Origin of the sequence: Escherichia sp. E2562, from assembly GCF_005781075.1 — a bacterium.
Taxonomy (GTDB): Bacteria; Pseudomonadota; Gammaproteobacteria; order Enterobacterales; family Enterobacteriaceae; genus Escherichia.
The window spans coordinates 154,519-172,182 of sequence record NZ_VATM01000002.1; the positions used below are offsets into that span (position 1 = coordinate 154,519).

19 protein-coding genes and 1 pseudogene are annotated in these 17,664 nt (G+C 47.9%); 11 read left to right on the forward strand and 9 right to left on the reverse strand.

The genetic code is table 11. The annotated features are described in order from the left end of the window. The first annotated feature begins 16 nt into the window (after nucleotides 1–16). The 3 genes and pseudogenes from FEK43_RS02515 to FEK43_RS02525 all read left to right on the forward strand — a co-directional run. A complete protein-coding gene (locus tag FEK43_RS02515; protein ID WP_130205605.1) occupies nucleotides 17–1,540 on the forward strand; it encodes a cyclic diguanylate phosphodiesterase in 1,524 nt (507 codons plus the stop codon). 130 nt (nucleotides 1,541–1,670) lie between these two features. Then, a complete protein-coding gene (gene ymgF / locus FEK43_RS02520) occupies nucleotides 1,671–1,889 on the forward strand; it encodes a cell division-associated protein YmgF (RefSeq protein ID WP_130205608.1) in 219 nt (72 codons plus the stop codon). 48 nt (nucleotides 1,890–1,937) lie between these two features. Continuing rightward, a pseudogene (locus FEK43_RS02525) lies at nucleotides 1,938–2,081 on the forward strand (autotransporter outer membrane beta-barrel domain-containing protein); the annotation flags it as partial. A 57-nt stretch (nucleotides 2,082–2,138) separates the two neighbouring features. On the opposite strand, the gene FEK43_RS02530 reads toward FEK43_RS02525, so the two are convergent. From FEK43_RS02530 to minC, 5 genes are all read right to left on the reverse strand, one after another. Beyond that, on the reverse strand, nucleotides 2,139–2,474 hold the full coding sequence (locus FEK43_RS02530) for a YmgD family protein (RefSeq protein WP_074399524.1): 336 nt from the start codon (nucleotides 2,472–2,474) through the stop codon (nucleotides 2,139–2,141). Nucleotides 2,475–2,477: 3 nt separating this feature from the next. After that, nucleotides 2,478–2,822 (reverse strand): YMGG-like glycine zipper-containing protein, encoded by a 345-nt coding sequence (locus FEK43_RS02535; protein WP_130205610.1) that lies wholly within the window; start codon nucleotides 2,820–2,822, stop codon nucleotides 2,478–2,480. A gap of 453 nt (nucleotides 2,823–3,275) precedes the next feature. Continuing rightward, nucleotides 3,276–3,542, reverse strand: a complete 267-nt coding sequence (minE, locus tag FEK43_RS02540; RefSeq protein ID WP_001185664.1) for a cell division topological specificity factor MinE — start codon at nucleotides 3,540–3,542, stop codon at nucleotides 3,276–3,278. Between the two features lie 3 nt (nucleotides 3,543–3,545). Then, entirely contained in the window at nucleotides 3,546–4,358 is an 813-nt protein-coding gene (gene minD, locus FEK43_RS02545; protein WP_000101043.1) for a septum site-determining protein MinD, read from the reverse strand. A gap of 23 nt (nucleotides 4,359–4,381) precedes the next feature. Then, nucleotides 4,382–5,077: a septum site-determining protein MinC gene (minC, locus tag FEK43_RS02550; RefSeq protein WP_130205612.1), complete on the reverse strand. Its 696-nt coding sequence runs from the start codon at nucleotides 5,075–5,077 to the stop codon at nucleotides 4,382–4,384. Nucleotides 5,078–5,202: 125 nt separating this feature from the next. Here minC and FEK43_RS02555 point away from each other — a divergent pair, with 125 nt between their 5' ends. The 3 genes from FEK43_RS02555 to FEK43_RS02565 all read left to right on the forward strand — a co-directional run bounded on the left by FEK43_RS02555 (nucleotide 5,203) and on the right by FEK43_RS02565 (nucleotide 6,764). Continuing rightward, nucleotides 5,203–5,496, forward strand: coding sequence for a YcgL domain-containing protein (locus FEK43_RS02555; protein ID WP_130205736.1), 294 nt, complete (start codon nucleotides 5,203–5,205; stop codon nucleotides 5,494–5,496). 71 nt (nucleotides 5,497–5,567) lie between these two features. After that, on the forward strand, nucleotides 5,568–6,227 hold the full coding sequence (locus tag FEK43_RS02560; protein ID WP_130205613.1) for a fumarylacetoacetate hydrolase family protein: 660 nt from the start codon (nucleotides 5,568–5,570) through the stop codon (nucleotides 6,225–6,227). Nucleotides 6,228–6,317: 90 nt separating this feature from the next. Further along, the gene (locus FEK43_RS02565) at nucleotides 6,318–6,764 is read left to right on the forward strand and encodes a YcgN family cysteine cluster protein (protein ID WP_205712811.1); all 447 of its coding nucleotides are present in this window, start codon (nucleotides 6,318–6,320) and stop codon (nucleotides 6,762–6,764) included. A gap of 653 nt (nucleotides 6,765–7,417) precedes the next feature. On the opposite strand, the gene FEK43_RS22945 is transcribed toward FEK43_RS02565, so the two are convergent. Further along, complete coding sequence (locus FEK43_RS22945; RefSeq protein ID WP_135406425.1) at nucleotides 7,418–7,609, reverse strand: hypothetical protein; 192 nt, start codon at nucleotides 7,607–7,609, stop codon at nucleotides 7,418–7,420. Between the two features lie 863 nt (nucleotides 7,610–8,472). Here FEK43_RS22945 and FEK43_RS02575 point away from each other — a divergent pair. Both FEK43_RS02575 and umuC read left to right on the forward strand, forming a co-directional pair. Further along, entirely contained in the window at nucleotides 8,473–8,892 is a 420-nt protein-coding gene (locus FEK43_RS02575) for a translesion error-prone DNA polymerase V autoproteolytic subunit (protein ID WP_130205617.1), read from the forward strand. Next, the gene (gene umuC / locus FEK43_RS02580; RefSeq protein WP_135406427.1) at nucleotides 8,892–10,160 is read left to right on the forward strand and encodes a DNA polymerase V catalytic protein; all 1,269 of its coding nucleotides are present in this window, start codon (nucleotides 8,892–8,894) and stop codon (nucleotides 10,158–10,160) included. The genes FEK43_RS02575 and umuC overlap by 1 nt, the downstream gene beginning before the upstream one ends. Nucleotides 10,161–10,205: 45 nt before the next feature. Here the strand turns inward: umuC and dsbB are convergent, their stop codons facing one another. Next, the gene (dsbB, locus tag FEK43_RS02585; RefSeq protein ID WP_130205621.1) at nucleotides 10,206–10,736 is read right to left on the reverse strand and encodes a disulfide bond formation protein DsbB; all 531 of its coding nucleotides are present in this window, start codon (nucleotides 10,734–10,736) and stop codon (nucleotides 10,206–10,208) included. A 145-nt stretch (nucleotides 10,737–10,881) separates the two neighbouring features. Beyond that, nucleotides 10,882–12,423: a Na(+)/H(+) antiporter NhaB gene (nhaB, locus tag FEK43_RS02590; protein WP_130259690.1), complete on the reverse strand. Its 1,542-nt coding sequence runs from the start codon at nucleotides 12,421–12,423 to the stop codon at nucleotides 10,882–10,884. A gap of 221 nt (nucleotides 12,424–12,644) precedes the next feature. Between nhaB and fadR the strand changes: the two genes are divergently transcribed. Continuing rightward, nucleotides 12,645–13,364, forward strand: a complete 720-nt coding sequence (fadR, locus tag FEK43_RS02595) for a fatty acid metabolism transcriptional regulator FadR (RefSeq protein WP_130215962.1) — start codon at nucleotides 12,645–12,647, stop codon at nucleotides 13,362–13,364. A 51-nt stretch (nucleotides 13,365–13,415) separates the two neighbouring features. Here the strand turns inward: fadR and FEK43_RS02600 are convergent, their stop codons facing one another. After that, nucleotides 13,416–14,948, reverse strand: a complete 1,533-nt coding sequence (locus FEK43_RS02600) for a SpoVR family protein (protein ID WP_130205627.1) — start codon at nucleotides 14,946–14,948, stop codon at nucleotides 13,416–13,418. Between the two features lie 329 nt (nucleotides 14,949–15,277). On the opposite strand from FEK43_RS02600, the gene dadA reads away from it, so the two are divergent. Together dadA and dadX are read left to right on the forward strand one after the other, a co-directional pair. Next, nucleotides 15,278–16,576, forward strand: coding sequence for a D-amino acid dehydrogenase (gene dadA, locus FEK43_RS02605; protein ID WP_135406429.1), 1,299 nt, complete (start codon nucleotides 15,278–15,280; stop codon nucleotides 16,574–16,576). A 9-nt stretch (nucleotides 16,577–16,585) separates the two neighbouring features. After that, nucleotides 16,586–17,656 (forward strand): catabolic alanine racemase DadX, encoded by a 1,071-nt coding sequence (gene dadX, locus FEK43_RS02610; protein ID WP_135406431.1) that lies wholly within the window; start codon nucleotides 16,586–16,588, stop codon nucleotides 17,654–17,656. The last annotated feature ends 8 nt before the right edge of the window (nucleotides 17,657–17,664 follow it).

Below are 17,664 nucleotides of genomic sequence, written 5' to 3' on the forward strand. Positions count from 1 at the left end.
TGTCAGGGACACGCAGATGCGCAATACACTTATCCCTATCCTCGCTGCGGTTTGCCTGTTTATTACCGGCGTCTCTATTTTGAACATCCAGCTCTGGTATTCCGCAAAAGCGGAGAGCCTGGCAGGGGCGAGATATGCCGCAAACAATATCAATTATATACTTGAGGAAGCGTCACAGGCGATTCAAACGGTACGGGAAATAGCCAGAAAAGGGTGTGATCTGGATGAACAATATCAACTAGGTACAGAAGCAGCGCTCAAGCCACATCTGCGTACGATCATCATTCTCAAACAAGATGCGGTCTGGTGTACTTCATTGCCGGGGAACCGCGTACTGCTATCACGTATACCCGTGATTCCTGAAAGCAATTTACTGCTAGCTCCGGCAATCGATACTGTTAATAAAATGCCCATTTTGCTTTATCAGAATCAGTTCGCAGATACCCGAGTTTTGGTGACTATTAGCGATCAACATATTCGTGGCGCGCTCAATGTGCCGTTGAAGGGGGCGAAATATACTTTACTCGTTGGCGGTAGCATTATTGGCCCGTCGGGAGATGTGACAGCTCTCAATGGTAAAAATCATTTTTCTGGACGAGTCAGTTCCACAAAATATCATTTCAGTATTATTTATAACCAGCCGCCTCTATTTAGCTTTAGCAGACTTATCGATAAAGGTCTGGGGATTTTGATATTCATTTTGTTGATTTCCTGCGCCGTTGTCTTCCTGCTTGATAAATATTTCAACAAAAGCGCGACACCGGAAGAGATCCTGCGGCGGGCAATACATAACGGTGAAATTGTGCCTTTTTATCAACCAGTGGTAAATGGGCTGGAAGGGACGTTACGCGGCGTGGAAGTCCTTGCCCGCTGGAAACACCCTCGGGGAGGATATATCTCTCCTGCGGCTTTCATTCCTCTTGCTGAAAAATCAGGGTTGATAGTTCCGCTCACCCAAAGTTTGATGAGCCAGGTCGCCAAACAAATGAATGCGATCGAAAGTAAACTGCCAGAAGGTTTTCACGTTGGGATAAATTTCAGCGCCTCGCATATTATTTCGCCGACATTTGTTGAAGAATGCCTGAAATACAAGGACAGCTTCACGCGCCGTGATTTGAATCTCGTGCTTGAAGTCACTGAGCGTGAGCCTTTGCATGTTGATGAAAGTCTGGTCCAGCGACTAAACATTTTGCATGAAAATGGTTTTGTCATCGCACTGGATGATTTTGGTACTGGATACTCGGGGCTTTCTTATCTCCATGATCTACATATTGATTATATTAAGATTGATCACAGCTTCGTCGGGCGGGTCAACGCAGATCCCGATTCCACCCGGATCCTGGACTGCGTGCTGGATCTGGCGCGCAAACTTTCTATCAGTATTGTCGCTGAAGGTGTTGAGACGAAGGAGCAGCTCGATTACCTGAACCAAAACAACATCACGTTCCAACAGGGATACTATTTCTATAAACCGGTGACATATATTGAGCTGGTCAAAATTATTCTCTCAAAACCGAAGGTGAAAGTGGTGGTTGAGTGAGAAATGATCGCTTGAGCGTGAGGTGACGTAATTATAGACAGCTAATTAGCTCGTTTCGTCTTGTTACTATTGTTCATTATTTTGTTTGCTATAATTGTCTGAAATTTTTGACAGGATTACCATCAGTAGCATGAACAAGAGTAATAATCTGGATTATTTTACTTTATATATCATTTTCTCCATTGCATTTATGCTAATCACTTTCCTGGTTATCCTTTTTGCCAAACCCAGCACCTGGCTGGGAGAAGTGCTTGTTACTATAAATTTGCTAAATGCGTTGGTTTGGTTGGCGATCAATGTGGTTAATCGGTTAAGGGAAAAACTCGTTAGCCATAGGGATCAGCATTAATCCTTCTGTTATCACTGTCAGAAAACGGCTAAATGAGTTGCTGGCAGTGCGCGTAATCTGGGGGAAATTAAACTTGGCGTAAATGGCAATCTGAATCCAGCGGCCAGCGTCTGAGGAAATGTTGGCGTTCAACTCGGTGATAATGGCTACAATGACACCGCAGTTATGGTGGGATTTAAATATAAGTTCTGATTCCTTCGCCTGCTAAAAAAACGCGCCGAATCAATCGGCGCGGTACTGCATTAATGATTATTTTTTGCCAATGGCACGCATGGTGTCATCAATGGCGGTAATTAACAGCATTTGCGGATCTTTAGCACAAACTTGGTTCAGTTTTTCTACCACTTTGGCACTGAGTTCCGGAGATTGCTCGATCTTTAAATCACGGCTCGTAACGCTGGCGTTACCCATTACAGCCACAATTTCTGCAACCTGTGCGCTGTCAGTTTTTGCCATTTCGTTGGCTTCAGCACAAGTAATATAGGTTTCTGCTGGCAAACCGTTCTTAATATTGTAGTCCTGCGCCCAGCTCATTGGTGCGAAAACAAACAGACCAGCCAGTAATGCAAATTTTTTCATCATCATTCCTTATTTCATTTTACCCAGAATGGCACCACCTGTGCCGCCAACTACAGCACCTTTAATCGCGCCTTCCAGACCATTGCCGGTCAACACGCCAGTGACTGCACCAACGGCAGCACCCACTTTCGCACCTTTGCGGGCATTTTTACCGTCACGACCTTTTTCAGTTACTGCACCAACACCAGCGCCCACAGCAGCGCCTTTCAGCACACCATTAACGCCATTGCCAGTCAGTAAACCTACGCCTGCACCTAACAGCGCACCTTTCGTGGTGCGATTCATATCCGCCATTGCTGGTGCGGAGCAGAACAATGCTGAGATAAGCCCGAAGGCGAGTATTTTTTTCTTCAACTTAGATGTCCGGTATTAAGTAAGTTGCACACACAATAATTTCGTCTTTAATTAATATTCACTTAACTAAAGAACGCTCGCTATTATTCAGATAATTCAAAATGAGCGCGAATGGTATAATAGTAATTGTGTTTTATGCTTGAATGGGAATAATCTTAAATAAGGATTAACTCATTGATTTGAAATATTTTCTTCAAGAAATGTCATCAGGTGTTAACATGGTATTGTAAAGGTTATGCGATCTGAAATATCAATATTGTTGTGTGATTTAAATGTAAAAAATATTTTTCAAAAAAGGCAGGGTAAGTAATTTCGCTCTGGTGGCAATAGTGTGAATTAGCGGCGATTTGAGCTGACAATAGAAGGGGAGAACAAAATTTAGACCAAATGCAATCTGACAGATACCAGTATAAACAACCGGTAACTGTCAGATCAGGTTTGAGCTAATACAGCTTATTTCAGCTCTTCTGCTTCTGGTAAGGTCACGTTAAGCTCAAGAATGGAAATATCGCCATCCTTTTGCTCGAGTTGTACGGTTACCATCTCGGGATCAATTTGTACGTATTTACAAATGACATCAAGAATATCTTTACGCAACTGCGGCAGATAGTGTGGTTCTGCATCGCTGCGACGACGTTCAGCAACAATAATCTGCAGTCGTTCTTTTGCAATGTTGGCCGTGTTTTTCTTCCGTGAGAGAAAGAAATCGAGTAATGCCATAACTTATCCTCCGAACAAGCGTTTGAGGAAGCCTTTCTTCTCTTCTTCAATGAAGCGGAAAGGGCGTTCTTCACCCAACAGGCGTTCTACGGTATCTGCGTAGGCTTTACCCGCATCGGCATTGATGTCGAGAATGACCGGTTCACCCTGGTTAGAGGCGCGCAATACGGATTGATCCTCTGGGATCACACCGACGAGTTTGATGCGCAGGATTTCCAGCACGTCTTCCATACTCAGCATGTCTCCTTTGTGCACGCGACCAGGGTTATAGCGCGTTAACAGCAGGTGCTCTTTAATGGGTTCTTCGCCGTTTTCTGCGCGACGTGATTTCGACGCCAGAATACCTAAAATACGGTCAGAGTCACGAACTGATGAGACTTCCGGGTTCGTGGTAATAATGGCTTCATCAGCGAAATAAAGAGCCATTAATGCACCGGTTTCAATACCCGCCGGTGAGTCACAAACGATAAACTCAAAGTCCATCGCTTTTAGGTCATCAAGAACTTTGGCCACCCCTTCGCGGGTGAGGGCATCTTTATCGCGAGTTTGCGATGCCGGGAGAATGTAGAGGTTATCAGTACGCTTATCCTTAATTAGCGCCTGATTTAGCGTTGCATCGCCCTGAATGACGTTGACGAAATCGTACACGACCCGACGCTCACAACCCATAATCAGGTCGAGGTTACGCAAGCCGATATCAAAATCGATCACGACAGTTTTCTTTCCCTTCTGGGCCAAACCAGTGGCGATGGCCGCGCTGGAGGTGGTCTTTCCAACGCCCCCTTTCCCCGAAGTAACAACAATAATGCGTGCCATAAAAATTCCTTGTTAAAAAGGGATCAATTTAACGATTGAACGGTCAAAGCGTTTTCGACTAATTGCAGCCGTGCCGCTTTGCCATAAAATTCTACTGGGATTTTATCACTCAGCCAGTATTCACCAGCAATAGATACTAGTTCGGCCATCAGGTTAGTACAAAATATTTGCGCTTCCCGGTCACCACTTGCCCCGGCCAGCGCACGACCGCGCATCATGCCATAGATATGAATGTTACCATCTGCGATCAATTCTGCTCCTGCACTTACATTACTTGTAACAATCAAATCACATTGTGGAGCATAAATGCGCTGACCGGAACGTACAGGAGTATCTATTAAACGTGTTTTTGTGTCCGGGATCGTATTTTGCGCTGGAGCCTGGGGAACGGGAGCTGAACGTGGCGCTTTTTCCTTTCCTTCAGTCAGGATTGGTAGCCCCATCTTTTCTATTTCAGCTTTCAGTTTCGCATTTTTGCAACCGCTGACGCCAATTATCCGCAAGCCAGTTGCTGAGATAGCTTTGTGCATTGCTGACCAGTTGACCCGTTCTTCGAGGCCACTGACATTGAGTACGACGGGTGCATGTTTTAAAAATGCCGGGGCCTGAGCGATTTTGTCTTCCAGCGCTTGATGAATAATCTTAGGCTCTGCCTCATGCAGATGAACCACGGATAAGGTGAAGTTGCTACCTTTAAGCTCGATTGGCGTGTTTGACATCCTGGCCTTACTCAATTAGCTAATTATCATCATCAGCGAGCGATGATATTACGAAGACTATCAGGCATGTTATAGTCTGGATTATATTGAGGCAAGTCACCCCCACATTTATTCAGAGTAAAATTATGTTTTGTGTGATCTATCGAAGTAGCAAACGTGACCAGACCTATTTATATGTCGAAAAAAAAGACGATTTTTCGCGTGTTCCAGAGGAGCTGATGAAAGGGTTTGGCCAACCTCAACTCGCGATGATTCTGCCATTGGATGGGCGGAAAAAACTGGTAAATGCCGATATTGAGAAAGTTAAACAGGCATTAGCCGAGCAAGGTTATTATCTCCAGTTACCACCACCACCTGAGGATTTGCTTAAACAACATCTTTCTGTGATGGCGAAAAATACAGACAGTACTGACAAATAACCGATATCCGGCGGTGGCATCATATTCGTTGGAGCGGGTTTTAAGAACCACGATGAAGTGAGAGGAACGTTATGTATCAACATCACAACTGGCAAGGTGCGCTGCTGGATTATCCGGTGAGTAAGGTCGTCTGTGTTGGCAGTAACTATGCCAAACATATTAAAGAGATGGGGAGTGAAGTGCCCGAAGAGCCCGTGTTGTTTATTAAACCTGAAACGGCACTGTGTGATCTGCGCCAGCCCCTGGCTATCCCCTCTAATTTCGGCTCGGTTCATCATGAAGTTGAACTGGCGGTGTTGATTGGCGCGACGCTACGTCAGGCCACGGAAGAGCATGTGCGCAAAGCTATTGCAGGTTACGGTGTGGCGCTCGATCTGACATTACGTGATGTTCAGGGAAAAATGAAGAAAGCCGGACAGCCGTGGGAAAAGGCCAAAGGGTTTGATAACTCGTGTCCACTTTCCGGGTTTATTCCTGCAGCAGAGTTCAGCGGTGATCCACAAAATACGTCGCTGGGTCTAAGTGTAAACGGCGAACAACGCCAACAAGGTACGACTGCGGACATGATCCACAAAATCGTTCCACTGATTGCTTATATGAGCAAGTTTTTTACCCTTAAGGCCGGTGACGTTGTGCTGACAGGCACGCCTGATGGTGTTGGTCCGCTGCACAGTGGCGATGAATTGACGGTTACTTTCGGCGGTCATTCTTTGACAACTCGCGTTTTGTAATACTTTTGCCGCCTGAAAGGGGCGGCAAAGCTTGCATCGCCGTGCCAGACTGGTTATAAGGTGCGTTTTAACGTAATGGTGGAACACCTGATGAGCGATATACCTTTCTGGCAAAGTAAAACCCTGGACGAAATGAGCGATGCAGAATGGGAGTCGTTGTGTGATGGTTGTGGTCAGTGCTGCCTGCATAAACTGATGGATGAGGACACCGACGAAATCTACTTCACTAACGTTGCCTGCCGTCAGCTCAATATTAAAACCTGTCAATGTCGGAACTACGAACGCCGCTTCGAGTTTGAACCCGACTGCATTAAATTAACTCGTGAAAATCTGCCCACGTTCGAATGGCTACCGATGACTTGTGCTTATCGCTTGTTGGCGGAGGGTAAAGATTTACCTGCGTGGCATCCGCTACTTACCGGTTCAAAAGCAGCCATGCATGGCGAACGCATTTCAGTGCGCCATATCGCGGTGAAAGAGTCGGAAGTGATTGACTGGCAGGACCATATCTTAAATAAACCTGACTGGGCGCAATAATCCGCATCAGTCAAACCGCCGCGAAAATGGTCCTTGCGGTTTTCTGGTCATCAATAACAAGGTCTGGCGCACAGTGTATTAGAGATTTGCTACCCGGGAAGAAATGAACCGATTTCCCAGACGTGTCGCCAGAGTGCCACGATGAAGTTTGGGCTGGCGGTATATTGGAAGTATGAAATATTTTGTACTGGTGGGCTGACGTATTAATCCTGAATCCTGCAAAAAATTTTCGAGCTAAAAAGTGAGAGCGTCATCGCTGTTTCTAAGTAAATTGCAGCACGCGAAAAAAGATAATCTACGGTATGACAATAATTTAAATGCCGTAACCAATGGACACATTAATTAGACTGCCTGAACATGCATGCTTATTCTACTCAGGTGTTCTGGTGGGTATAAAATGAAAGACGGTAAATTCGGACATCAAACGACGTCGTTATATATCCGAGCTACAGGTGGTTGATATAAAATACTCGTGAATATGCTTGTAGAATATGTGAAAAATTCATAAAGTCATTTTATATTGTTAGCTTTATTTAGCGCTATGCACTGGCGGTTGAAATTGAGAATGGGTGATTCTGATTACGTGAGATTGTTCAATTCCAGTCTATGTTTACTCTACAATAATGCAAATGACAGTGGACAAAGAAGCGCCATCAGGCGATGGATTCGCCGTAGAATGCTACTGCCTGAGCAGGATAGGCCACAGCAAGATCCTGAACTACCCCATGATTTTCAACATAATAAATATACCCATCTTCCTGAGCGTAAATATCCAACGTTACGCAACGCCCTCCACTCATGGAAAAGTCCTGCATTAACTTTTTGTCTGTCATATTGCTTTTCATTATCCAACTCAGGCGTGATTAATATCACGCCGTGCTGAAAAAACTCTATTCATACTGTTAATCCATGGTAACGTATCTTTAGCTGATCGATAAACTTTAGGGCTATAGTAAAAACGCTTCACGATAAAAATATAAATATCGGAAGATATTATTGACTTGATCATTATCAATGACCATCTTGAAGGCCGTCACCGGGAACAATGTGTCAGGAAAATAATAACTACTCTTTATATCATTTTAATATCGAAGATATCCCATTAACTAAAACATCTGTAATTCTATTGATCATTAAATCCTCGTTGTTAATAAAACAAATGGCTTCTTTTATTATTTTTTTTGAGGCTTATTTATGGTCTGTGTTATTGCTCTCGTTGTCCATCTTCTCAGATTTATTGTGGTGGGCAGAGTCCAAAGTGATGAAACCAAAGAACTGGTTGATGTCGTAACCGGATAAGTCACTGCTATCCATTCATTACATGGCCAGGATCACACGGGTACAGGATGAGCCGTAGAGCAAGGTCCGTAGGTTTACGGTGGGTTAGATAGTAAAAAGAAACGCGGCTGTCGGATTGTAGCCGCGGGACAAGGTCCAAAAATTTCCAAGAGTCGTTGAATTTCCCAGCTTTTTTGGAAGCACAGGTATCTTACTAATAACTAAAAAAGGTTTAAACTATAAAATTAACCGTATTTTTAGGTAATGCTTACCGACATATCCATACCGCGTTCAGACGGTTAACAGTGGGGCGGCAATCCTTAAGGATCAGCCTACGCAGCGACAGGTATTGATAGCCTGAATCAGTATTGATCTGCTGGTAAGAACAGACTACTGTATATAAAAACAGTATAACTTCAGGCAGATTATTATGTTGTTTATCAAGCCTGCGGATCTCCGCGAAATTGTGACTTTTCCGCTATTTAGCGATCTTGTTCAGTGTGGCTTTCCTTCACCGGCAGCGGATTACGTTGAACAGCGTATCGATCTGAATCAATTGCTTATTCAGCATCCCAGCGCGACTTACTTCGTCAAAGCGAGCGGAGACTCCATGATTGACGGTGGGATTAGTGACGGTGATTTATTGATTGTCGATAGCGCTATTACCGCCAGCCACGGTGATATCGTCATCGCTGCTGTCGATGGCGAGTTTACGGTGAAAAAATTGCAGTTGCGCCCGACGGTACAGCTTATTCCCATGAATAGCGCGTACTCGCCGATTACCCTCGGCAGCGAGGATACGCTGGATGTCTTTGGCGTAGTTGTCCATGTAATAAAGGCGATGCGCTGATGTTTGCCCTTTGCGATGTGAACTCGTTTTATGCCAGTTGTGAAGCGGTGTTTCGCCCTGATTTATGGGGTAAACCGGTGGTTGTGCTATCGAATAATGACGGTTGCGTTATTGCCCGAAACGCTGAGGCAAAGGCGCTGGGCGTTAAAATGGGCGATCCCTGGTTCAAACAAAAAGAGCTGTTTCGTCGCTGTGGCGTTGTCTGCTTTAGCAGCAATTATGAGCTTTACGCAGACATGAGCAATCGGGTGATGTCGACGCTGGAAGAGCTATCTCCTCGCGTGGAGATTTACAGTATTGATGAAGCGTTCTGCGATTTGACGGGGGTACGTAACTGCCGCGATCTCACTGACTTTGGCAGAGAAATTCGCGCAACGGTACTGCAACGAACGCATCTCACCGTGGGGGTGGGTATCGCTCAGACCAAAACGCTGGCAAAACTTGCCAATCATGCGGCAAAAAAATGGCAGCGGCAGACCGGTGGGGTGGTGGATTTATCCAATCTGGAACGCCAGCGTAAATTAATGGCCGCTTTACCCGTAGATGAAGTCTGGGGAATTGGACGGCGCATCAGCAAAAAATTGAACGCGATGGGTATCAAAACCGTTCTGGATTTGGCGGATACTGATATCCGGTTTATCCGTAAACATTTTAATGTCGTGCTCGAAAGAACGGTGCGTGAACTGCGCGGCGAACCCTGTTTGCAGCTGGAAGAGTTTGCACCGACGAAGCAGGAAATTATCTGTTCCCGCTCGTTTGGCGAACGTATCACGGATTATGAATCGATGCGGCAGGCCATTTGTAGTTACGCCGCCCGGGCGGCAGAAAAACTCCGCAGTGAGCATCAATATTGTCGGTTTATCTCCACGTTTATTAAAACGTCGCCATTTGCGCTCAATGAATCCTATTACGGTAATAGTGCGTCGGTAAAACTGCTGACGCCTACCCAGGACAGCAGAGACATTATTAACGCGGCTACGCGCTGCCTGGACATCATCTGGCAAGCGGGCCATCGCTACCAAAAAGCGGGCGTGCTGCTGGGCGATTTTTTCAGTCAGGGAGTGGCGCAGCTAAATTTGTTCGATGACAACGCACCGCGTCCCGGTAGTGAACAATTGATGGCGGTAATGGATATGCTGAATGCTAAGGATGGCAGGGGAACACTCTATTTTGCCGGGCAGGGGATCCAGCAACAATGGCAGATGAAGCGTGCCATGCTTTCGCCTCGTTATACAACGCGAAGTTCTGATTTACTGCGGGTCAAATAAACATAGCGGCAGGAAAAAGACGCTCCCGCAGGAGCGCCGAATTGATTAGCGACCAAACAGATCACGTTTTTTCGCTTTAAACGGCTGGGAAATCACCACCAGCACCGCGACAATCAGGTAAGCGATAAAAATACCGAGCAACCACTGTGGCATTTCCAGACCTAAAAATTCCCACTGACGCTCGGCACAATCGCCAGAGGCGACAAACACTTGTGGCACCCATTTATCCAGCGGCAGCCAGTCCGGGAAGCGAACCATGAAATCACAGGTCGCAAACGGTGAGGGATAGAGTTGAAGCATAGTGTGTTCGTAAGTTAACTGCACACCGCGGAACGCACTGTATAACCAGATAATCATTGCTACATAACGTAGCGGAGTTTTCGGGGCGATGGCGCCAATGAGTGCAGCGCCCAGAACGCCAAATAACGCACAACGTTCATAAATACAGAGCACGCAAGGTTTTAGTAACATCACATGCTGGAACCACAGCGCCGTCAGTTCCAGTGCCAGAGCGGTTAACGCCATTAACAACCACGCACCCCGGCCTTGTGAACATTGGTTCAAAAATCGCAACATAATAATTTCCCTGCAATATGCATCGAATGCGCAGTTTAAACCAATTCATTCGTTGCGCCACCAGGAGGGAGTAAAAATAGGATGTAATTGAACAATTATCGGGCGAAAAGGCAAACCGGGCATAAATATGCCCGGTAAGTTGTTATCAAAGCGTTGCTATCCACCCCATTTGCATAAACCATTCGGTTACAGGGGCAAGAGTAAACTCGACGCAGAGCAGTCCGACGAGAGTCAGTACGAGGGTATAAGGCAGGGCCATCCACACCATGCGGCCATAAGAGAGGCGAATCAATGGCGCGAGTGCGGAGGTCAGCAGGAACAAGAATGCAGCCTGTCCGTTCGGTGTAGCGACGGAGGGCAGATTGGTCCCGGTGTTAATAGCGACCGCCAGCAGCTCGTATTGCTTCAGGGTGATAACGCCACTCTCCATAGCTGCCTTCGCTTCGTTGATATAAATCGTCCCCACGAAGACGTTATCCGAAATGGATGACAGCAGGCCGTTGAAAATATAGAACAGTGACAACTGGGCGTGTTCCGATGCCTGTAGGACAAAATGAATAATTGGCGAGAACAATTGCTGGTCGATAATCACCGCAACTACCGAGAAAAAGACCGTCAACAATGCGGTAAACGGAAGTGATTCGGTGAAGGCTTTGCCGATAGCGTGTTCATCAGTCACACCGGTCAGTGATGTCGCCAGAATGATCACAGACAAACCAATTAAGCCAACTTCTGCCAGATGTAGTGCCAGCGCGATAACCAGCCAGACGCCGATGGCGGCCTGGACAATCAGGCGAACTTTATCCTGGCGGGTACGCTGTTGGCGGCTTTGATCGTCAAACTGCTGCAGCACTTCGCGGACTTTCTCCGGCAGTGTTTCACCGTAGCCAAACCAACGCATTTTTTCCACCAGCAGGCAGGTTAACATGCCGCCGATCAGGACCGGAACGGTTACCGGCGACATGCGCAGAAAGAAATCGCCAAAATGCCAGCCAGCGGCTTTGGCGATAATCAGGTTTTGCGGTTCGCCTACCATAGTCATCACGCCGCCTAATGCGGTACCGACGCCCGCGTGCATCATCAGGCTACGTAGAAAAGCACGGAACTGCTCCAGCACCACCTTGTAATGTTTGTCGATATGGCTGTCGTCTTGCAGGTCGGTATCTTCCGTGCGGGAAGAGGCTACGCGGTGATAAATACCATAAAAACCGACAGCGACGCTGATCACCACCGCCACGACGGTTAAGGCATCAAGGAACGCGGAGAGAAATGCTGCCGCAATGCAAAAAGAGAGCGACAACAGCATTTTGGAGCGAATGCTTAACAGCAAGCGGGTAAAAATGAACAGCAATAGCTGTTTCATAAAATAGATCCCCGCAACCATAAACATCAGTAGCAGCAAAACCTCAAGGTTTGCAGCCACCTCTTCCCGAACATGTCCTGCGCTGGTCATGCCAATAAATACGGCTTCGATAGCCAACAGACCGCCTGGCAGTAGCGGATAGCACTTCAGGGCCATTGCCAGCGTGAAAATAAATTCCGCTACCAGCAGCCAGCCAGCAACAAAAGGACTGACGAGAAAAATGAGCGGGTTAATAATTAAAAAAATGATGAGGGCAAGTTTGTACCAGTCGGGTGACTGGCCTAAAAAATTGCGCCATAACGCGCGGCCCCAGGAGATTTCCATGATGGTTTCCCTTACCTTAGTAATAATCAATGATGTTTTTATGTTTAAGCGCAAAGCTTAACGGTCGGGCAGGAGTGAGGCAAGTATTGATGATCAAGGAGAAAGAGATGCAGAAAATGAAGCCTTGATCCCTTTTTTCTTCTTTTTGTCCGCTATCAGCGTGATTAGCCCTCTGGTATGATGAGTGCAACTTTGTTTTGCTGTGTTATGGAAATCTCACTATGGTCATTAAGGCGCAAAGCCCGGCGGGTTTCGCGGAAGAGTACATTATTGAAAGTATCTGGAATAACCGCTTCCCTCCCGGGACTATTTTGCCCGCAGAACGTGAACTTTCAGAATTAATTGGCGTAACGCGTACTACGTTACGCGAAGTGTTGCAGCGCCTGGCGCGAGACGGCTGGCTGACTATTCAACACGGCAAACCGACGAAGGTGAATAATTTCTGGGAAACCTCCGGGTTGAATATTCTTGAGACGCTGGCGCGACTGGATCACGAAAGTGTGCCGCAGCTTATTGATAATTTGCTGTCGGTGCGTACCAATATTTCAACCATTTTTATTCGCACCGCGTTTCGTCAGCATCCTGATAAAGCGCAAGAAGTGTTGGCAACCGCCAATGAAGTGGCCGATCACGCCGACGCCTTTGCTGACCTGGATTACAACATTTTCCGCGGTCTGGCGTTTGCTTCCGGTAACCCAATTTACGGTCTGATCCTTAACGGGATGAAAGGGCTGTATACGCGAATTGGTCGTCACTATTTCGCTAATCCGGAGGCGCGCAGTCTGGCACTGGGCTTCTATCACAAGCTATCGGCATTGTGCACTGAAGGCGCGCATGATCAGGTTTACGAAACAGTGCGCCGCTATGGGCATGAGAGTGGCGAGATATGGCACCGGATGCAGAAAAATCTGCCAGGTGATTTAGCCATTCAGGGGCGATAATCCCTTCCGTTTAAAAAGCAAACCCCTCAAACGAGGGGTTTTTTGTTGTTTTTACAGATTACCCATTCTCGGCGGGCAACGTTCCAGCAACTCGACGCTGCCGTCTTCGTTTTGCTGTTCGAGCATCACATCAAATCCCCACAGGCGATGCACATGCTTCAGCACCTCTTTACGCCCCCGGTCCAGCGGAGCGCGGTTATGCGGAATGTAGCGCAGCGTCAGTGAACGGTCGCCGCGTAAATCCACGTTCCAGATCTGAATATTTGGCTCCAGATTACTTAAGTTATATTGCGACGATAACCGGTTACGGATCTCCCGATAACCTTCTTCATTATGAATAGCGGAAATCTCCAGATAATTATGGCGATCGTCATCCAGCACGGTGAAGAAGCGGAAATCACGCATCACTTTCGGTGACAGGAACTGGCTAATAAAACTCTCATCTTTGAAATCACGCATCGCAAAATGCAATGTTTCCAGCCAGTCAGAACCGGCGATATCCGGGAACCAGTATTTGTCTTCTTCCGTCGGCGACTGACAAATCCGTTTAATATCCTGGAACATGGCGAAACCAAGCGCATACGGATTTATTCCGCTGTACCACGGGCTGTTATAGGGCGGCTGGAAGACCACATTGGTGTGGCTGTGCAAAAACTCCAGCATAAAACGTTCCGTTACTTTCCCTTCATCATATAGATGGTTAAGGATGGTGTAGTGCCAGAAGGTCGCCCAGCCTTCATTCATCACCTGGGTCTGTTTTTGCGGATAAAAATACTGGCTCACCTTTCGCACGATGCGCAGGATTTCACGCTGCCATGATTCCAGCAGTGGGGCATTTTTCTCCATAAAATAAAGCAGGTTTTCTTGCGGCTCGGAAGGATAGCGGCGCGCTTCGGCGACTGTTTTCTCTTCTTCGCGCTTCGGCAGGGTACGCCACAGCATGTTGACCTGACTTTGCAGATACTCCTCGCGACTTTTCTGCCGGGCTTTTTCCTCCTGGAGAGAGATTTTTTGCGGACGTTTGTAACGGTCTACACCGTAGTTCATCAGGGCATGACAGGAGTCCAGCAGCTTTTCTACTTCATCAACGCCATAACGCTCTTCGCACTCGGTAATATATTTACGGGCAAAAATCAGGTAATCGACAATGGAACTGGCGTCAGTCCAGCTGCGAAACAGGTAATTGTTTTTGAAGAAAGAGTTGTGACCATAGCAGGCGTGTGCCATCACCAGCGCCTGCATGGTAATGGTGTTCTCTTCCATCAGGTAAGCGATGCACGGGTTAGAGTTAATGACAATTTCATAGGCCAGCCCTTGCTGACCGTGCTTATACAGACGTTCGGTTTCGATAAACTTTTTACCGAATGACCAGTGCGGATAGTTAATCGGCATGCCGACGCTGGAGTAGGCATCCATCATCTGTTCCGAAGTGATCACTTCAATCTGGTGCGGGTAGGTATCCAGCCGATAGAGTTTCGCCACCCGGTCTATCTCTGCAAGGTAAACATCCAGCAGGTCGAACGTCCAGTCGGGTCCATCGCTCAAACGTGTGGTGTCCTTATTCATAGAATCGATCGTCGCCATACGCGCACCTCATTGTTGTCGGCGTTCTCTGTGTGGAACGCCTCATTTCAAGCATAGAACACCTGTTAAAAACCGCGTCACCGGAGAATTTTTTTCTTTGCGATTTCTTATTATCGGAGTGCCAATAATTAGCTTCTCAACGGAATTTTCTGCTGGATAAAAAGCACGTTCAGCAGGAGATGCCAAAGACAGCATATTCCCGCTGTGTCAGGGAGATGTGAGCTGGCTCACCATAAAAAAACCATATGTTGAATAATATTTTCAACTAAGTTATCAAGATGTAATTAGATTATTGTTCTTTTACTGTATCTACCGTTATCGGAGTGGCTATGCGAGTTGTCATACTGGGAAGTGGTGTGGTAGGCGTTGCCAGCGCCTGGTATCTGAATCAGGCAGGACATGAGGTCACCGTCATTGATCGGGAACCGGGGGCGGCTCTTGAAACCAGCGCAGCGAATGCCGGGCAAATCTCCCCCGGCTATGCCGCGCCGTGGGCAGCACCAGGCGTGCCTTTAAAAGCGATTAAATGGATGTTTCAGCGCCATGCGCCGCTGGTCGTTCGTCTCGACGGTACGCAGTTCCAGTTGAAATGGATGTGGCAAATGTTACGTAACTGCGACACCAGCCACTATATGGAAAATAAAGGGCGGATGGTGCGCCTGGCGGAATACAGCCGTGATTGCCTGAAAGCATTACGCGCAGAGACAAATATCCAGTATGAAGGTCGGCAGGGCGGGACGCTGCAACTGTTCCGTACCGAACAACAGTATGAAAATGCCACTCGCGATATCGCCGTGCTGGAAGATGCTGGTGTGCCGTACAAATTACTGGAATCCAGCCGCCTGGCGGAGGTGGAGCCCGCGCTGGCAGAAGTGGCGCACAAACTGACTGGCGGTCTGCAACTGCCCAATGACGAAACCGGAGACTGCCAGCTGTTTACCCAGAATCTGGCGCGGATGGCGGAGCAGGCAGGGGTTAAATTCCGCTTTAATACGCCAGTTGATCAGCTGCTTTGTGACGGCGAACAAATCTATGGCGTGAAGTGTGGTGATGAAGTGATTAAGGCCGATGCGTATGTGATGGCGTTTGGTTCTTACTCGACGGCGATGCTTAAAGGCATTGTTGATATTCCTGTATATCCGCTGAAGGGGTATTCCCTGACCATTCCGATAGCGCAGGAAGATGGCGCGCCGGTATCCACCATTCTGGATGAAACCTACAAAATCGCCATTACCCGTTTCGATAACCGCATCCGCGTTGGCGGAATGGCGGAAATTGTTGGCTTTAACACTGAACTGTTACAGCCGCGTCGTGAAACGCTGGAAATGGTCGTTCGCGATCTCTATCCGCGCGGCGGTCATGTCGAGCAGGCTACTTTCTGGACCGGTCTGCGCCCGATGACGCCAGACGGCACGCCGATTGTTGGTCGTTCACGCTTTAAAAATCTGTGGCTGAATACCGGTCACGGTACGCTCGGCTGGACGATGGCTTGCGGTTCCGGTCAGTTGTTAAGCGATCTGCTTTCGGGGCGCACGCCCGCTATCCCGTATGAGGATTTAAGCGTAGCGCGCTACAGCCGTGGATTTACGCCATCACGCCCGGGCCATTTACATGGCGCGCACAGCTAAGGAATCGAGATGACCAGACCGATACAGGCCAGCCTCGATCTACAGGCATTAAAACAGAATCTGAACATTGTCCGCCAGGCCGCGCCGCATGCGCGCGTCTGGTCGGTGGTAAAAGCGAACGCGTATGGGCATGGTATTGAACGTATCTGGAGTGCGCTCGGGGCGACTGATGGCTTTGCCTTACTTAATCTGGAAGAGGCCATTACCCTACGTGAGCGCGGCTGGAAAGGGCCGATCCTCATGTTGGAAGGTTTTTTCCACGCCCAGGATCTGGAGATTTATGACCAGTATCGCCTGACTACCTGCGTTCACAGTAACTGGCAGCTCAAAGCGTTGCAAAACGCGCGACTAAAAGCACCACTGGATATTTATCTTAAAGTGAACAGTGGAATGAATCGGCTGGGCTTCCTGCCCGATCGCGTGTCCACCGTCTGGCAGCAACTGCGGGCGATGGCGAATGTTGGCGAAATGACCCTGATGTCGCATTTTGCCGAGGCCGAGCATCCTGATGGGATTACCGAGGCGATGGCGCGTGTTGACCAGTCGGCGGAAGGGCTTGAGTGTCGACGTTCGTTGTCTAACTCGGCCGCGACGCTGTGGCATCCGGAAGCGCATTTTGACTGGGTGCGTCCGGGGATTGTTTTGTATGGTGCATCGCCGTCCGGTCAGTGGCGCGATATCGCCAATACCGGATTACGTCCGGTAATGACGTTAAGCAGCGAGATTATTGGTATCCAGACGCTAAAAGCGGGAGATCGTGTGGGCTATGGCGGTCGCTATACCGCGCGCGATGAACAGCGAATTGGCATTGTTGCCGCCGGATACGCTGACGGTTATCCGCGTCATGCGCCAACCGGTACGCCGGTTTTAGTCGACGGCGTACGCACCATGACGGTAGGGACTGTCTCGATGGATATGCTGGCGGTCGATTTAACGCCTTGCCCGCAGGCGGGTATTGGTACACCGGTTGAGCTGTGGGGCAAAGAGATCAAAATTGATGATGTCGCCGCCGCTGCCGGAACCGTTGGCTATGAGTTGATGTGCGCGCTGGCGTTACGTGTGCCTGTTGTGACGGTGTAACTTGTTGT

Bases quoted from the DNA above. Each gene is read 5' to 3' on its own strand.
- FEK43_RS02515 (WP_130205605.1), top strand. From the start codon at position 17: ATGCGCAATACACTTATCCCTATCCTCGCTGCGGTTTGCCTGTTTATT.
- ymgF (WP_130205608.1), top strand. From the start codon at position 1,671: ATGAACAAGAGTAATAATCTGGATTATTTTACTTTATATATCATTTTC.
- FEK43_RS02530 (WP_074399524.1), bottom strand. From the start codon at position 2,474: ATGATGATGAAAAAATTTGCATTACTGGCTGGTCTGTTTGTTTTCGCA.
- minE (WP_001185664.1), bottom strand. From the start codon at position 3,542: ATGGCATTACTCGATTTCTTTCTCTCACGGAAGAAAAACACGGCCAAC.
- minD (WP_000101043.1), bottom strand. From the start codon at position 4,358: ATGGCACGCATTATTGTTGTTACTTCGGGGAAAGGGGGCGTTGGAAAG.
- minC (WP_130205612.1), bottom strand. From the start codon at position 5,077: ATGTCAAACACGCCAATCGAGCTTAAAGGTAGCAACTTCACCTTATCC.
- FEK43_RS02555 (WP_130205736.1), top strand. From the start codon at position 5,203: ATGTTTTGTGTGATCTATCGAAGTAGCAAACGTGACCAGACCTATTTA.
- FEK43_RS02560 (WP_130205613.1), top strand. From the start codon at position 5,568: ATGTATCAACATCACAACTGGCAAGGTGCGCTGCTGGATTATCCGGTG.
- FEK43_RS02565 (WP_205712811.1), top strand. From the start codon at position 6,318: ATGAGCGATATACCTTTCTGGCAAAGTAAAACCCTGGACGAAATGAGC.
- FEK43_RS22945 (WP_135406425.1), bottom strand. From the start codon at position 7,609: ATGAAAAGCAATATGACAGACAAAAAGTTAATGCAGGACTTTTCCATG.
- FEK43_RS02575 (WP_130205617.1), top strand. From the start codon at position 8,473: ATGTTGTTTATCAAGCCTGCGGATCTCCGCGAAATTGTGACTTTTCCG.
- umuC (WP_135406427.1), top strand. From the start codon at position 8,892: ATGTTTGCCCTTTGCGATGTGAACTCGTTTTATGCCAGTTGTGAAGCG.
- dsbB (WP_130205621.1), bottom strand. From the start codon at position 10,736: ATGTTGCGATTTTTGAACCAATGTTCACAAGGCCGGGGTGCGTGGTTG.
- nhaB (WP_130259690.1), bottom strand. From the start codon at position 12,423: ATGGAAATCTCCTGGGGCCGCGCGTTATGGCGCAATTTTTTAGGCCAG.
- fadR (WP_130215962.1), top strand. From the start codon at position 12,645: ATGGTCATTAAGGCGCAAAGCCCGGCGGGTTTCGCGGAAGAGTACATT.
- FEK43_RS02600 (WP_130205627.1), bottom strand. From the start codon at position 14,948: ATGGCGACGATCGATTCTATGAATAAGGACACCACACGTTTGAGCGAT.
- dadA (WP_135406429.1), top strand. From the start codon at position 15,278: ATGCGAGTTGTCATACTGGGAAGTGGTGTGGTAGGCGTTGCCAGCGCC.
- dadX (WP_135406431.1), top strand. From the start codon at position 16,586: ATGACCAGACCGATACAGGCCAGCCTCGATCTACAGGCATTAAAACAG.